Origin of the sequence: Cytobacillus spartinae, assembly GCF_042865285.1 — a bacterium.
In the GTDB taxonomy this organism is placed as follows: Bacteria; Bacillota; Bacilli; order Bacillales; family Cytobacillaceae; genus Robertmurraya_A; species Robertmurraya_A spartinae.
Genome location: NZ_JBIACK010000006.1, coordinates 111,209 through 126,195 on the forward strand (window position 1 = coordinate 111,209; position 14,987 = coordinate 126,195).

The 14,987-nt window shown below is 36.9% G+C and carries 16 protein-coding genes; 7 read left to right on the forward strand and 9 right to left on the reverse strand.

Going from position 1 to position 14,987, the window contains the following annotated elements:
* Positions 1-22: 22 nt before the first annotated feature.
* From ACFYKX_RS13770 to ACFYKX_RS13810, 9 genes are all read right to left on the reverse strand, one after another.
* Complete coding sequence (locus ACFYKX_RS13770; protein WP_389361637.1) at positions 23-1,834, reverse strand: flagellin N-terminal helical domain-containing protein; 1,812 nt, start codon at positions 1,832-1,834, stop codon at positions 23-25.
* Positions 1,835-1,854: 20 nt separating this feature from the next.
* Complete coding sequence (gene fliS, locus ACFYKX_RS13775) at positions 1,855-2,292, reverse strand: flagellar export chaperone FliS (RefSeq protein ID WP_389361638.1); 438 nt, start codon at positions 2,290-2,292, stop codon at positions 1,855-1,857.
* A gap of 43 nt (positions 2,293-2,335) precedes the next feature.
* Positions 2,336-2,635 (reverse strand): EscU/YscU/HrcU family type III secretion system export apparatus switch protein, encoded by a 300-nt coding sequence (locus tag ACFYKX_RS13780; protein ID WP_389361639.1) that lies wholly within the window; start codon positions 2,633-2,635, stop codon positions 2,336-2,338.
* Positions 2,632-5,202 (reverse strand): hypothetical protein, encoded by a 2,571-nt coding sequence (locus tag ACFYKX_RS13785; RefSeq protein WP_389361640.1) that lies wholly within the window; start codon positions 5,200-5,202, stop codon positions 2,632-2,634. The genes ACFYKX_RS13780 and ACFYKX_RS13785 overlap by 4 nt, the downstream gene beginning before the upstream one ends.
* A 108-nt stretch (positions 5,203-5,310) precedes the next feature.
* Positions 5,311-5,742, reverse strand: coding sequence for a TIGR03826 family flagellar region protein (locus ACFYKX_RS13790; RefSeq protein ID WP_389361641.1), 432 nt, complete (start codon positions 5,740-5,742; stop codon positions 5,311-5,313).
* Positions 5,743-5,827: 85 nt separating this feature from the next.
* On the reverse strand, positions 5,828-6,241 hold the full coding sequence (locus ACFYKX_RS13795) for a ComF family protein (RefSeq protein WP_389361642.1): 414 nt from the start codon (positions 6,239-6,241) through the stop codon (positions 5,828-5,830).
* Positions 6,242-6,525: 284 nt separating this feature from the next.
* Positions 6,526-7,932 carry a DEAD/DEAH box helicase gene (locus ACFYKX_RS13800; RefSeq protein ID WP_389361643.1) on the reverse strand — a complete coding sequence of 469 codons (1,407 nt, stop codon included), beginning with the start codon at positions 7,930-7,932 and terminating at the stop codon, positions 6,526-6,528.
* Positions 7,933-7,947: 15 nt separating this feature from the next.
* Entirely contained in the window at positions 7,948-8,214 is a 267-nt protein-coding gene (locus tag ACFYKX_RS13805) for a hypothetical protein (RefSeq protein WP_389361644.1), read from the reverse strand.
* 135 nt (positions 8,215-8,349) lie between these two features.
* Positions 8,350-9,189 carry a DegV family protein gene (locus ACFYKX_RS13810; protein ID WP_389361645.1) on the reverse strand — a complete coding sequence of 280 codons (840 nt, stop codon included), beginning with the start codon at positions 9,187-9,189 and terminating at the stop codon, positions 8,350-8,352.
* A gap of 276 nt (positions 9,190-9,465) precedes the next feature.
* Here ACFYKX_RS13810 and ACFYKX_RS13815 point away from each other — a divergent pair, with 276 nt between their 5' ends.
* From ACFYKX_RS13815 to ACFYKX_RS13845, 7 genes are all read left to right on the forward strand, one after another.
* Positions 9,466-9,648, forward strand: a complete 183-nt coding sequence (locus ACFYKX_RS13815; protein ID WP_389361646.1) for a hypothetical protein — start codon at positions 9,466-9,468, stop codon at positions 9,646-9,648.
* Between the two features lie 58 nt (positions 9,649-9,706).
* The gene (locus tag ACFYKX_RS13820) at positions 9,707-10,045 is read left to right on the forward strand and encodes a class I SAM-dependent methyltransferase (protein WP_389361647.1); all 339 of its coding nucleotides are present in this window, start codon (positions 9,707-9,709) and stop codon (positions 10,043-10,045) included.
* A gap of 57 nt (positions 10,046-10,102) precedes the next feature.
* Positions 10,103-11,071 (forward strand): GGDEF domain-containing protein, encoded by a 969-nt coding sequence (locus ACFYKX_RS13825; protein ID WP_389361648.1) that lies wholly within the window; start codon positions 10,103-10,105, stop codon positions 11,069-11,071.
* 110 nt (positions 11,072-11,181) lie between these two features.
* On the forward strand, positions 11,182-12,036 hold the full coding sequence (locus ACFYKX_RS13830) for an N-acetylmuramoyl-L-alanine amidase family protein (RefSeq protein ID WP_389361649.1): 855 nt from the start codon (positions 11,182-11,184) through the stop codon (positions 12,034-12,036).
* A gap of 424 nt (positions 12,037-12,460) precedes the next feature.
* Positions 12,461-13,105 carry a 5-bromo-4-chloroindolyl phosphate hydrolysis family protein gene (locus ACFYKX_RS13835; protein ID WP_389361650.1) on the forward strand — a complete coding sequence of 215 codons (645 nt, stop codon included), beginning with the start codon at positions 12,461-12,463 and terminating at the stop codon, positions 13,103-13,105.
* Positions 13,102-14,253, forward strand: coding sequence for a toxic anion resistance protein (locus ACFYKX_RS13840; RefSeq protein WP_389361651.1), 1,152 nt, complete (start codon positions 13,102-13,104; stop codon positions 14,251-14,253). The genes ACFYKX_RS13835 and ACFYKX_RS13840 overlap by 4 nt, the downstream gene beginning before the upstream one ends.
* 135 nt (positions 14,254-14,388) lie before the next feature.
* Entirely contained in the window at positions 14,389-14,856 is a 468-nt protein-coding gene (locus ACFYKX_RS13845; RefSeq protein WP_389361652.1) for a hypothetical protein, read from the forward strand.
* The last annotated feature ends 131 nt before the right edge of the window (positions 14,857-14,987 follow it).

Here is a 14,987-nt window from a genome sequence, read left to right on the forward strand (position 1 = left end):
TTCGAACTCATTCTTTGGCACTTTATTGTAATAATTGAAGGATTCCTTGTGGGAATTGATTCGCTTGGGCAAGCATTGCTTGAGCAGACTGATTAAGAATATTATTTTTAGTAAATGCAGACATCTCAAGAGCCATATCTACATCCCTAATACGAGATTCTGCTGCTGTCAAGTTTTCATTAGTCATCGTTAGGTTGGAAATAGTATGCTCAAGACGGTTTTGATAAGCACCAAGCTTTGAACGTTCATTCGAAACCTTTGTTATAGCTTGATCGATAATGTCTATAGCCAGCTTAGCAGCACTTTCAGTACTAACATCCACACCCGCTATAGCATTATTACCAGGAAGGAACGTTCCACCATTTTGATGATTAATATCTCTTGCTAATCCGAGAGTAGCTGTATCCATTACATTGATTTCGACATCCATACTCTCTTCGTTGTTTGCTCCAGATTGTATACTTAGCTTCAGAGATTTCCCTAGGTTTGCTGTGTAATCATTATCCTTAAACTGAACTTCAAGACCGTTTGCAATTCCAAACGAACCATTATCATCTGTTTTTCTAGTAGATAATACTAATGTATTACCCCCAACAACCGAATAGGAATTCACTGCAGTTTTACTATTTAGAGGTGCATTAGCAATAAGTGTTGTAACATCTGTTAGAACATCCTCAAGAGATCTATTTCCACTAACTAAAACTTCATTAACGGATGGTGTTGACAAAGTATCAACAAACGTAATATTTAAATTATCAACTCTCAGTGTATCTCCATCTTTAGGGATTTCACTAAAGGTTAGGTTAAATTGGTTTGCAGTAGCTGCATCAGGGTTACCTACCAATGTTTTTGTTGCAGAAGTGATTTCTGTAGAGTCTAATGGGTTAAAATACTTTACATTGGCAGCGGTAGATGAAACTTGAATTTGATTAGCTTCTGCTACAGACATTGGGTTTCGAGATTGGATTAATAGTTTGCCTGGAGCATCAAAGGTACTATCGCCTGTATTAATACCAGTATCAGGCGTAGTAATATCTGCTCCACTTATATTAAAAGTAGAGTCATTGGCATTAATTGCAGTTGCTAAAGTCTGCATTAGCCTATCAATATTTCCCTTTACAGCTGCTTCTGAACCACTTCCCCAAGTAGCAATATTTACTGCAATATGACTAGTATTACTAATTCCTGCCGTTCCCCCAGCCGCATCAATTTCATAGACCTTCCCATTAATGGTAAATCTCTTTCCGTCAATTGCTGTTGCAGTCTGGCTTCCAAACGCATAATCAAATTGTAGTTCAATAGAAGCTTTTTCCGTTGGAGCAGCTGTAACAATTCCCTTCCATGTATTACTGTTAGGAACAGACATATCATAGGTAATGGCGCTATCACTTGCTTCAACGAATGGCCTTCCTCCGGCATCTCCAGATAGTAGGGCTTTCTTGTTAAATTGGGTATGATCTGATATACGGTCTAACTCTAATGTTAATTGGTCAATTTCACTTTGGATTGCTGAACGATCTTCATCCGTATTTGTTCCGTTTGAAGATTGTACTGCAAGCTCCCTCATTCTTTGAAGAATATCGTGCATGGAACCAAGGGCACCTTCTGCTGTTTGTATTAGTGAAACAGCATCTAATGAATTTCTTTCTGCCTGTTGTAAACCACGAATTTGAGAGCGCATTTTCTCAGAGATAGCGAGACCAGCAGCGTCATCAGAAGCACGATTTATTCTTAAGCCTGAAGATAGCTTTTCTAAGTTTTTAGATGTACTTGATTGATTAGTAGCTAAATTACGATAAGCATTTAACGCCTGAATATTGTGATTGATTCTCATTTCGACTCTCCTCTAACGTATTAATCTAGTTCTGTTAGCACACTTTTTTCGTAAGCCATATGTCTTTTCTTCACTTGTATAGGGGTGTTGTCTTTATTTTTCGACATAGCCTCGTTCCATGCCGTAGCTATCATCGTTATAATATTTAATACTTCATGAATCACTTTTTCATCTTTATAAAAATTCGCTTGGATGAGACGGTCTGCTAAATAATTGTAGATTGCATCCAGTTGGTCAGAAATAATGCCACCCTTCTCATAATTAATACCCGCACCTAATCTGTGTAAGATGTCATTTACATTTTGGAGTTTTTTATTTACGTGCTCGTAATCTTTTCTTTTAAGGGCTTCTAAAGAATCTTCTAGATTAGTTAGGCAGGCCTCATACAATATGGATGTAATTTCTTGAGGGTTTTTTTGATATATTAATTCTTCAGTTATGAAGTTACTCACAATCATGCCTCCATTTCTATCTTTTTTATCGGACTAACTCATTAGATTATTAATACTTTTTATCCATTTCCTCTATTAATAAGAAGATTTCTGCCATAACAGAATAAAGCTGCGGTGGTACATTGTCTCCTAGATCCATATCTAATAGGTTTGAAACAAGATTAGTATCTTCTTGTAGATGAATATTATTTTTCTGTGCTAACTCGATTATTTGCTTTGCCACATGTCCTTTTCCGTGTGCAACAACAATTGGAACCTTGTTGGAACTATTGTCATATTTTAACACTGCTGCAGAAGGCCCATTAATATCTTTACGTCTCTTTTGGTTATAAGATTTTGATAACATCATACCTTAAAATCCAATCCCTTCTCCGTAAACATTACATTAGAGTCGTTTCCTTCGTTTTCTACTGTTTTACCGTTTATATCTACTTTTTGATCTGCACTCATTTTTGAAAAATGAATAGCATTGATGTTATATCCAATTTCCTTTAATCGATCTGTGGCAATCTGTGCAATTGGTGCCATTTTGTCTTTAAAGCCCGGTTTGTCATTTTTAATTGTAATAGTAAGGTTCCTATCCCGTGAGTTAAGTAGAATCCCTACATCTCCTAGTTTCTTTGTTTCAAGTAGAAAATAGATATTACAATTCTCCCAGTCTATTTGTTGTCCTTTACTATTAGAGTTCACAAAAACCTGTATATTTTCTGGATTTGAACCAAGAAGCATCGTTAAATTTAAGAACATATTTTGCATAGGACTAGAGTCTGCTTTGCTAAGCAATTGCTGTCCTGTTAGATTGTTTAATGCTTGCTCGGCTTGATGGGTAATTTTATTATGGTCAGCTTCCCCATGTAATAGTTTCATAAGACTAGCTTTTAAGTTATTCTGCTGTTGTTGAGAATCTTGCTGACTAAATTCACCCTTCTTGAATACTAGTGTTTGAGAAACATCACTTTCATGATTCAATCCTAGAGAACGGATATGATCATACATTTGACGGGCTGACCCTTCTAAACTTGTGCTATTTAGGGGGGACCTTCCTATTCGATTCAGGAGTTCATCTTTCAAATCTATTACTTGATTATCGTTCATAATGCTCTCTTTAGAGACAAAATTCATTATTTTTTGTTCAGATGGCTTAAATATCAGTTTATCTACTAAAGTTTTAACTTCCTGTACCAACCGTGCAGCTTGAGGGTGTTCCCCTTTAGCTAAGAATCTTTTTGCTTCAGCCAATTGTGAACTCGCTTCCATTAGCTGCTTTTCTGTCTTCATATCCGTATAAAGCATGATATTACTTTTTAGGATGGCATTATCAATTTTACTAATAGTTGATTCTAGCATTTGCTTTGCTTGTACACCCATATTTCTATTTGTTTCTATCAACTTATTTGTTTGTTCAAGTGTTCTAGATATATCACGCTTGAGCTCCCGAAAGTCATTTGTAACTTGAGCAAGCTTTTCTGTAACTTTAGTTACTAATATTGGTTTTGAACCAATTTGTAAAGAATCTATAAGGTCACTTATTTCTAGTGTTAATTCGTTATCTAGAGTTGAGGTAGAAGGTTGAAGTTCCTTTTGTATTTCTGTTAAGGTATTGGCCAACACTTGTCTCGCCATCATTTCCCTTCCCTTATCCTTCAATACATTAGCTTCCTCGAGGGCATGATGTATTTTAGATGTATGCATGTGCTCTCTCGTAATAATTTCATTTTTTATATACTCGGTAGCATGAGATAATAAAGGATCCTTCTGAACTAGCTTTAAAGCATTTGAGATTTGACTAAGTAACTTAGCCCCATCGTCGTTTGTAATAGTGCTAATAACTTCCTGCTGAATTTGTGATTGAGTATTCATATTTGGTTTATTAGATATGAGATTTTCAAGTTGTTTTAAAATATTCACTAACCGCTCACGGCCAGCAAGCTCTAATTGTATGGCTTGTTTTACAGTTGTCTCGAGATTCTTTTTCATTTCTTGACTGAGTATTTTACTTTCTGTTAAAAATTTTAAAATTTCCTCAACAGCTTTTTTAATATTCGGTGTGTTTCTTAAAATGTTTACAATTTCTTGGACACCTTTTGCCGGATCCATTAACCTCTCTTTTGCAATAGTTTCTAGCTTTAGTGCATCCTCAACCCCTTTGTCAACTTGCTTTAATAATTCTTGATCAAGCTTTGGATTCTGATTAATTACTTCCTTAACTTTCTGAAGAACACTCTTAAGATCGGGGTTTCTCTCAAGTTGTTCGATTAAAGAATCTATTTCCGAACTAAGATTTATTTTATGAGAAGGATTTGCTGAAACTGATGCGCTTCCTTCTGCCTTCTTATACTCAAAGCTTGGTTCCAATTCTTTAGCTATGTCTGAAAGTATATTATTTAACGGTTTTCCATGAAGAGCCTCATGGATGGATCGCAAATGAGTAGTTGTAATCTCTAAGTTTTTATTTAAAAGGGCATTTAAAGTATCTATTTTCGTTTCAATTGCCCCTTTAGCACCCTCCAAAAAGGCTTGTAATTCCTTTGCTACGACTTTTGTGACGGGAATACCCCTTTTTTCTATTTGGTTTAACATTTGATTTAATTCAGGGCTTGCTTTTCCTATTAGCTCAATAATATTAGACTGCTTCGGTTCACTTCCAGAAATGATTTCATTTTGTGTTACAGCCGAGCTAGCTGCCCTCACCATTAATACATCATCTTTTTGGCCAGTAATTTTTATAGTAATTCGGTCTTCTGTTAGAACTTGACCCTCAAACTTTGCTACGACTTCCTTGCCCCTAATATTAAGAACGACTTCACCATTAGCTCTACGCTCCTTAATTTGTGCATGATGAATATCTCCTTGCCTTAAATCTAAAGGAACCTCATTTGATGATGATTTACTCATTAGATGATTATTAATTTGCATGTCTACATTCCTCTTTCCTAGACATATCTTATACTTCTCTTATCGGAAAAAAGTTCAAAATTATTAATTTGCAAAATATAGAAAAAACCGCATGCAGATGCATACGGATTATTGATGACGTCTAAATTTTTCATCCACAGTAAAATAGGTAGCTTGTTTTTCTCTCTTTTTTATTGCGTTCTCACGTTCCTCTTGCTGATTAAGTAGATCAAGCTGTTTTCGTAATTCCTCCGTACAGGGATTGCAAAGCTTACCCTTCTGAATAACCTTCCCACATTTATCACAAGGATAACCTAAATTCGGGAACTGTGTTAGCTTAAGTCTACCATTTTTAACAAACTTTAGGATCAGTTCCTCCTCTACCCCAGTCGCTTCCTCAACCTGACTCATCGTTGCTGTCCTATTTTCACGTTTGCGAATAAATTGATAAACGGTTTCGAATGCTTTTTCTTCCTCTTTAAAGCACTTTTCACAAACATCTCTAAATTGATTTTTCACAAAAAGACTGTCACACTTCGGGCAATTCGTCAGTTCAGCCATGAAGATCCCCTCTTCCGTAATGTTCTTAATTGTCATTATAACGTGAACTTTGGCAGAAGAATATGAAAATTAACGAACATAATAATCATCCGCGCGCTAGAGTGATGGAACAAACAGTTTTTGCTCCAGCTTTGCGTAAAACTTTCCCGGCGTGCCTTAGCGTAGATCCAGTCGTATATATATCATCAACAATAAGAATCCGCTTACCTATAATATCAATGCCCGCCTTCAGCTGAAAAACCTGCTCATGATGGATACGGTCCTGACGTGACTTTTTCGATTGCTTTTCAGAGTGGGTTCTTTGAAGAAGAGTAGAAGGAGTGACACCAGCTTCCTTAATGAGCGCTTCCGCTTGGTTAAAGCCTCTCTCATATAGTCGCTCTTCACTTAACGGAATAGAGGTTAGGAAATCATAGGGAAGGGTTTCTAATTTAGAGCGAAACGGAGCTACAAAAGCATGAACCAATATGTAATCCCCTCGAAACTTATACTTGCTCATAAACTCCTTTAGAAAATCGTCATAAACGTATATAGAGACATTTTTTTCAAGACAACCTTTCCACTGTTGGTCTTCCTCCCACCGATAACAGTCACAACAAATGTCCCCCATTCTATACTTCTCATCCAACATATCAAACGGTCTACAACATACCCTACACGTCTCTCCCTCTATTTCTGATAGCTGACTCTGACAGGTACTACATAAGAGACTTTCCTCTTCTCGAGTAAACAACGTCGACCAGCTGACCTGCTTCAAAATCTCTTCATGACAATACAAACATTTCACGCATCCACCAACCCCTTCTTCATCGCTTCTTTGTTCATATTTACAATCTGGTTTCTTGCTTTTACCATAGCTTCTGTTCTCCCGTAGTGAAAAAAGGTGATGTGGCCGGTGGGGTGGTCAGCACTGCGCCCGACTCGCCCGGCGATTTGCACCAGCGCACTTTCAGTAAAAATTCTGTCCTCTGCCCCGAGAACGGCCACATCAATATTTGGGAATGTTACTCCTCGTTCAAGGATGGTTGTAGTAACTAGCATGGGAACCTCCTTACGCCTCATCGCTTGAACCTTTTCCTTCCGGTCAGGGTCCTCTGCATGGACACCAACAATGTTTGGATTAACTACTTGCAAAATAGGGAGTATTTTTTCCATTAGAGAAATTTGGGGGACAAATAAGAGTGACTGTTTGTTTGATTGTAGACGGCTTATTAGCCATTTCATTACGTTTGGAGGAAGTTTATTTTTCTTTAAAAGTTTTTGCCAATTCCCACACCATTCAAATTTAGGCACCGGCAACGGATGGCGGTGATATCGAGCAGGAATTGTAACAAACTCTCTTTTTCCAGTCCGACATTCTCTCTGCCATTTTTCATTAGGAGTGGCAGTTAGGTAAATCATACTTGAAACTTCTTTCCTTGCTTGTGAAACAGCATATTGAAGCATTTCGTCGACTGAGTATGGAAAAGCATCCACTTCATCGAGAATGATGGTATCGAAGGCTTTATAGAAACGGAGTAATTGATGTGTGGTAGATATGGTTAGCGGAGAATATGTGTGACGATCCTCTGAGCCACCATAAAGAGAGGCTACATGAATATCAGGGAATACCGCTTGCAGACGAGGAGTTAGTTCAAGGACAACATCGGTTCTTGGAGTGGCGATACAAACTCTTTTTTTAGCAGACAAGGCTGTATGAATCCCTTCAAATAAAACCTCTGTTTTACCCGCTCCACAAACTGCCCAGACCAGTAGATCTTTGTTTTCCTTTACGGCTGTCACTACTCTTTCAGAAGCGACTTTTTGTCCTGGTGAGAGGGTTCCTGACCAAGAAAGTTTAGGAGTGGTTTCTAACGTAAAAGGGGGTCCTGACCAAGTATACAGTTTCGTACATGAGCTAATTCTGCCCATCATAATACATTTACGACAGTACAAACAAATCTCTCCACATCTCGAGCAAGGGTAGGAGGCAAACCATTGCTTGTCCCTATTGCCGCAACGAGCACATTTTGGATTATTTTTTTCAGTGAGGATACCAGGGCAATAAGTTAATAGCCCTGTCTCACAATAATTCTGTAATTCAACGATAGAAAAAGGGAAGTCTTCTAGTAGGAGTTGTTTGCCAATAGTTATCTTTTGGAGGTCAAGGTTGGAGGATAATGGTGGAATAGGTGTTTCTAAAAGATTCAAAAAAAATCACCTCATCTATTGTCGGGTGTGCTCTACTTTTGTCTCAACCTCAAATAGTCGTTTATTTAACACCTCAATTTGGCTATCTCTTACTTCGACCTTCTTTTTAATCTGACTTAATAAAGCTACTACAGTTTCTTCCTGATGTAATTCAATCCGCTGTACCGTTTCTTTTAATCCAGCAACATCACTTTTTATCACTTGAATATCCTCTAAAACAACCTCAAGTGTCTGATTTGTTCTGTCTTGTCCTTCTAGCAACTTCAATAACAACTCTTCCACGTTTTCCACCTCCTTTTAATACAACTATTATATCATTTTCTTAATAAATAGTTGTACCACAAAATATAAACACCACCCCAACAAACGTCAGAATGGTGTCCAGAAAAAATAATAAAATTATAAGTTCAAAACCACTTACTTTTTAACCCAACCTAACCCCATGGCACCTTCGCCTAGGTGGGTTCCAATAACAGGTCCAAAGTAGCTGATCGTAAATTCTACATTTGGATATTGAGCTTCAAGTTCTGCTTTCCACTCTTTTGCTTCTTCTTCACGTTGGGCCTGAATAATGACTGCCTCATAGGCTGAGCCGTCACTAACTGCCTCACCTAATAAATCGGAAATTCTTTTCATTGCTTTTTTACGAGTACGAATCTTTTCAAATGGAACAATCATTTTGTCTACAAAGTGAAGGACAGGTTTTACCTGCAGTAGTCCACCAATAAGTGCTGCTGCACCAGATAGACGCCCCCCACGTTGTAGGTGAGACAAATCATCTACCATGAAATAGGCCTTAACAGTGTTTTTCATTTCTGCTAAACGAGCCATAATTTCATCTGGGCCTTTGCCTTCTGCAGCCATTTTTGCAGCTTCCATCACGTAAAAGCCTTGGATTCTACAGCTAATTTCAGAGTCAAAAGGGTAAACCTTCACACCCTCTACCATTTCCCCTGCAGAAACAGCCCCTTGGTAAGTCCCACTAATCCCACTTGAAAGATGGATACTAATGACAGCATCATAGTCCTTTGCCAGTTTTTCAAATAGCTCTAAAAACTGCCCAACAGATGGCTGCGAAGTAGTAGGAAGCGGTTTATGCTTAACCTCTTCAAAGAACTGCTCAGTAGTGATTTCCACTTCTTCCTCATAAGCTTCGTTTCCAAAAATAACACTTAAAGGAATCATGTGAATGTTCAATTGATCTCGCAAGTCTTTCGGAATATACGCTGTACTATCCGTTACAACTGCCGTTTTCATATAAACGTTACCATCCTTATTCGTTTTCTCATTCTCTACTAGAGATTACACAAGACAAGTTTGTAAAATTCTTCTTAATATATGTCTTATACACATTTTATATGAAAACTTTTAAAAAAGCATTAAACCAGAGTTAATAACTAGCTTACTAAATCTTAATAATTTCTTAAGACTTATTAATCAATCGTTTGATTAACAAATTTTAGCCATTCCATCTCAAATATCACGATTGGATTTGATATACTAGTCTAAACAGAGTAATCAGCGAGGTGTTACATGGGGAAGTGGTTTCCAATAATCTATGATTTTGCAATGAAACCGTTAGAAAAAGGATCGTTTCAAGGTATTCGTGAGGAATTAATAAATCGGGCAGAAGGCAGAGTATTAGAATTAGGTTCAGTAACTTTTCTTTTTATAAAAATGTTGAAAGAGTCGATGCCATTGAACCGAATCCCCTAATGATAAAAAAGTCACTGAATAAACAAAATGAATCGTCAATTCCCATATATACTCATCAGTGTTTAGCAGAAAATTTACCTTTTATAAATCATACCTTTTTGATATTGTTGTCTCGATCCTTGTATTTTGCACCATCCCAGACCCTATAAGAGCTCTGGAGGAATTAAAAAGAGTTAGTAAACCAGGAGCTAAAATTCTATTTTTTGAGCACGTTAGGATGAATCATCCTTTATTGGGTCATCTACAAGATACATTAACACCAGCTTGGAAAAAAATTTGTGATGGGTGTCATCTGAACAGAAATACTCATAGAATCATTACAGATTCAGGGTTGGAAGTGAAGAAAATGGAAAGTTATTATAAAGGATTATTCATTGTGGTGGAATGTACGATTTAAAAGTCAGTCTACTAAAATATCGCTTACCTTATTAAAAATGAACAAGGAGTAACCTCTATGTTTTTTAGAGATTCTATTCATAAAAAAAATGTACTTTTATTTAGGGTTATTATTATTTTCTATATCATTCAAGTCGCTATAAACATCATAGGTGAAGGGCCTTCTAGTGTATTCCCAATGTTTCTTCTTTTCACCACTTTTGGAGGTATTGTTTTTCTACTGATACGTAGAGAATTCTTTCCTAAGGTTACTATGTATTTCATGGTCACTTCAATATACCTCTACTTCTTTTTCTTACTTAATGATTCACCTTACTTAGTAAATTACTTTTTCATGTGGCTAGGTCTTCCGTTAAGTACCATTTATCAGAACATACGCGTGATTATTTTGGCTGGCAGTCTTTCTTTATTATTGACCGCTTATACATATGTTCACTTCCAAGAAGAAATATTCCCTAACGTAATATATGAAGACTTTATTTATTTACTGTTGTTCGGGATTTTCCTAACTGCCTTTTTCATAACCAATGTAAAAATGATATCCCGTCTGCAGGCTAAAATAAATCACCTAGCCTTTCATGACCATTTAACAGGTGTCGCCAATAGGTATTCTCTAGAAAGGAAATTTGAAGACTTACTAGATACCAACATCAAATCCTTAGCAGTTTTATTTATCGACTTGAACGCTTTCAAGCAAATTAATGACAAATACGGGCATAAAACAGGTGATGAAGTACTCCAAAAAGCAGTGTTGCGTATAAGGAATAAACTTACCTATTCCCAACTCTTATGTCGTTTAGGCGGTGATGAGTTCGTCATCCTTATTGATAATTTCTCAGACCAGCAAATAAGAACACTCATAAAAGAGATTGAGAATGCATTAGAAGCTGCAATACAAATAAACGAACATTCAATCCAAGTGTCAGCAAGTATAGGTATGTCATATACAACTAAGAGATCCGAAATGAATCTGCAGCGAATGATTGATCAAGCAGATACAGCGATGTATCTTATTAAGCACGCTTAACAAAACCCTTCGAAAACTAGACAAATACCCATATTAAGTTACTTTCATAACATTTGAAAATAGCCCTGCATATGGTGATAAGGTAAATCTTTTAAAAAAGGGTGAGCTACGTGAGGATTTCATGGGACGCTGGACATGCTGGCTATGGTGTTACATCTGGCAAAAGAGCACCAGATGGATCCATGTTTGAATGGGAGTTTAATAATGCTGTTGTCCGATATGCAATGGAAGAGTTATCTCAATATGAGAATGTAATACAACTAAGAGTCGACGACCCAACAGGCAGAAGAGACGTTCCTTTAAATGAAAGAACGGAAAAAATCAACACATGGAATTCCGACGTTCATTTATCTATTCATGCTAACGCTTATGGTTCTGGGTGGAATGGTGCAAAAGGGGTTGAAACCTATGTTCTTGATAAGTCATTACCCATCGCATACCCACTAGCATTAAAAATTCAAACAAACATTATGGATAAAACAAATAGGATCAATCGTGGCGTTAAAGAGGCCAACTTTCATATGCTAAGAGAAAGTGACATGCCAGCAGTACTAGTTGAAGGTGGCTTTATGACAAACAGAGAAGAACTAGAACGTCTTAAGTCCAATGATTACCGAAGAAAAGTAGCTAGTGCTATTGTCGAAGCTATCGCACAGCAGTTTAAATTAAAGAAAAAATCATCGGCAGAACTTTACTGGGATGGAATGACCTTTAAAAGAGGACAGATTGGTAGAATTTCAATTCTAAAACCAATAAACCTTTGGAAGCGGGATGAAGACGATAAGTTAGAATTTGTTAGGATTCTTTACCCCGGAGAACTTTATAGAGTGTATGGTTACGATGAAAAGTATGGCGGTCAGTACAATGTTGGAGCAGATCATTGGATTACAAACATGGACGGATACGTAATGTATGAAACACCTTCAAAAGCATTTCTTAGTAGGGCTAGAAACTTTTACAGATAACTCGTTATACGAACCTATTTTTAGGTTCTTTTTTATTCCCAATAATTCTAAGTTATAGTAAAAGACCGGTTACATAAATGATAGAACTACCTCAGGAGAAATCACATATCCTTAATATTCTCAACCTCTTCACGCACACTCCCACACTACTAATTTTTCAATCAATCGTTTGATTTGTTTTTCTATAATAAGGAAACAGAAGGAATATAAGCCTGTTTAGACGAATTTTTTTATTAAATACGTCTCAGGTCTTAGAACTCTTTACGTTGAAGGTCTATAGCTAGAACAAACGACTTTCGATATAGTTTAAATTAGGATAGATTGGATATAGATTGAATTGTGCTTTCATATCCAAAAGGGTGAAACCTTTATTCTGTTTCAATCGTATTCATATTATGGATTTTAAGGTCAGGAGTCGATAAAAATGAACCCTTTTCTTGCATTTCTTTTACGGACATCTGTTGCTATTCCAACCACTGCTACTGTTTGGTTAATTAGTTTTTTTGCATTTGATCAAACATTTTTAATGTCTTCGCTAATCTCTTTAGGAGGAGGCACAATTTCGTATTTAGCGGTTAAAGGAATGACAAACCGGAGCTTCTTAAAAAAGCATCAGTTAACTCGGAAAGAATACGTATATATTAAGCAGAACTTAGACGAAGCAAAACGAAAAATTGCAAGGCTAAACAAAGCTTTATTCTCGATAAAACATGTCCCGTCTCTAAAGCAAAGAGTCGACATTCTCCGTATCACTAGAAAAATTTATAATGTCACCAAAAAGGAACCGAAGCGATTTTATCAAGCTGAGAAATTTTACTTTTCTCATTTAGACTCTCTTGTTGAACTGACTGAGAAATATGTATTTTTATCCAATCAGCCGAAAAAAAGCTTAGATCTTGAGCAGTCTTTACATGAAACTCGCCGAACATTAGATGATCTAGCCTATCACTTGGAGAATGACTTAAATGAATTTCTTGCAAATGATATGGAACAGCTAAATTTTGAAATAGATGTAGCGAAGAAATCAATTAAACCACCATTCTCGGATGAAAGCAGGAGGTTAAAATGAGCGAAAAAATTAGTAGTATAGATGATTTACTTGCAAACCCATTTGGTGATGAGGAAGTAACCCCTCAACCTTTAATGCAGAAGCAACAAGATGACAAACCTTTAAAGCTAATTGATGTCATTCCTGAAGAAAACCGAGCGAAAGCCTATCAGCTTGCTGAACAAATTGACCCGAAAAACCACCAAGCGATGATCTCTTATGGGACACAAGCTCAAGGGAAACTTTTAACGTTTTCCCACTCGATGCTTGAACATGTGCAAAAGAAAGATATCGGTGAAGTCGGAGAAATCATCAATGACTTAATGAAAAGATTAAATGATATGAATCCTGACGAGCTGAAACCGAAGCAATCCCTGATCTCACGCATGTTCGGAAAAATATCAGATTCAGTTCAAGAGGTCCTTTCAAAGTACCAGAAAACGGGAGCTCAAATTGATCGCATTAGTGTGAAGCTGGACCGTAGTAAGAATGCTTTGCTGTCTGATATTGGACTTCTTGAAAAATTGTATGAGAACAATAAAGAGTATTTCCATGCTCTAAACATTTATATTGCTGCTGGAGAAATCAAGCTTGAAGAATTGCACGAAAAAACAATCCCAGCCATGAAGAAAGTAGCAGAAGAAACCCAGGATCAAATGAAGTTCCAGGAAGTAAACGATATGGTTCAGTTTGCGGATCGTCTGGATAAGCGTATACATGACTTGAAGCTGAGCCGCGAGATCACGATTCAGAGTGCTCCACAAATTCGGTTAATCCAAAACACAAACCAAGCACTAGTCGAAAAAATCCAGTCGTCTATTGTAACTGCAATTCCGTTATGGAAAAACCAAGTCGCGATTGCGTTAACGTTGATTCGTCAACGTAGTGCGGTTGAGGCTCAGAAACAAGTTTCTAAAACCACGAATGAATTGTTGTTAAAGAATGCTGAGATGTTGAAGACCAATACGATTGAAACTGCACGTGAAAATGAGCGTGGACTTGTTGATATCGAGACATTGAAGAAAACACAGGAAAGTTTAATTACTACTCTTGAAGAAACGTTACGTATCCAAGAGGAAGGAAGAAATAAACGCCGCCAGGCAGAACATGAATTAGCTTCAATGGAAAATGAATTAAGACAGAAACTGTTAGGATTGAAAAATCAATAAGTTATTTTGGCGGGACAAGGGGACAGGACTCTTGTTCCGTTTTTTGCGTTGGACAAGGACATGGGAACCGTTCCTCATAATTGTCCATACTCCGGAATAAGGTACAATATACACCCTTTTAAAGGAGCTTATTCCATGTATAGAAAATCACCGTTGAGAGGAATAGTACTAATTTTTGTTGGCCTTGTCATGGTTACCGGACTAATCTGGTTAATTATAAGTTTACTAGCAAATCCAAGTGAAAAAGCGACTGAAGTTGTAGATCAATTTTATAAGTATGAGCAAGATGGGGATTTCTCGGAATCTTGGAGCTTGTTTCATAGTTCTATGCAAGAGAGGTTTGAGATGGAATATTACATTCAGGATCGCGCCCGTATGTTGATGAATGACTTTGGTGTAGAGACCTTTACTTATAAGATAAGTAAGCCTGAGAAAGTGAAGGACTGGCAGATGGAAAAGGACTCACAGCCTTTTGAGACGGTTTTCAAAGTGAAAGTGATTCAAAATTTCAACAGCAGATACGGTAAATTCAGCATTTTTCAAGAAGTATTTGTCGTTAAAGAAGAAAAACAATGGAAAGTGCTCTGGGATTATCAATATTAAAGAAAATCATGGGGTTGAAATATAAAGAATCCATAATATATGCACGAATTCTAAAATATATGGCTCGAATTTCAGAATATATGCACGAAATTTAAAATATATGCACGAATTCTGAATTATATGCACGAAAT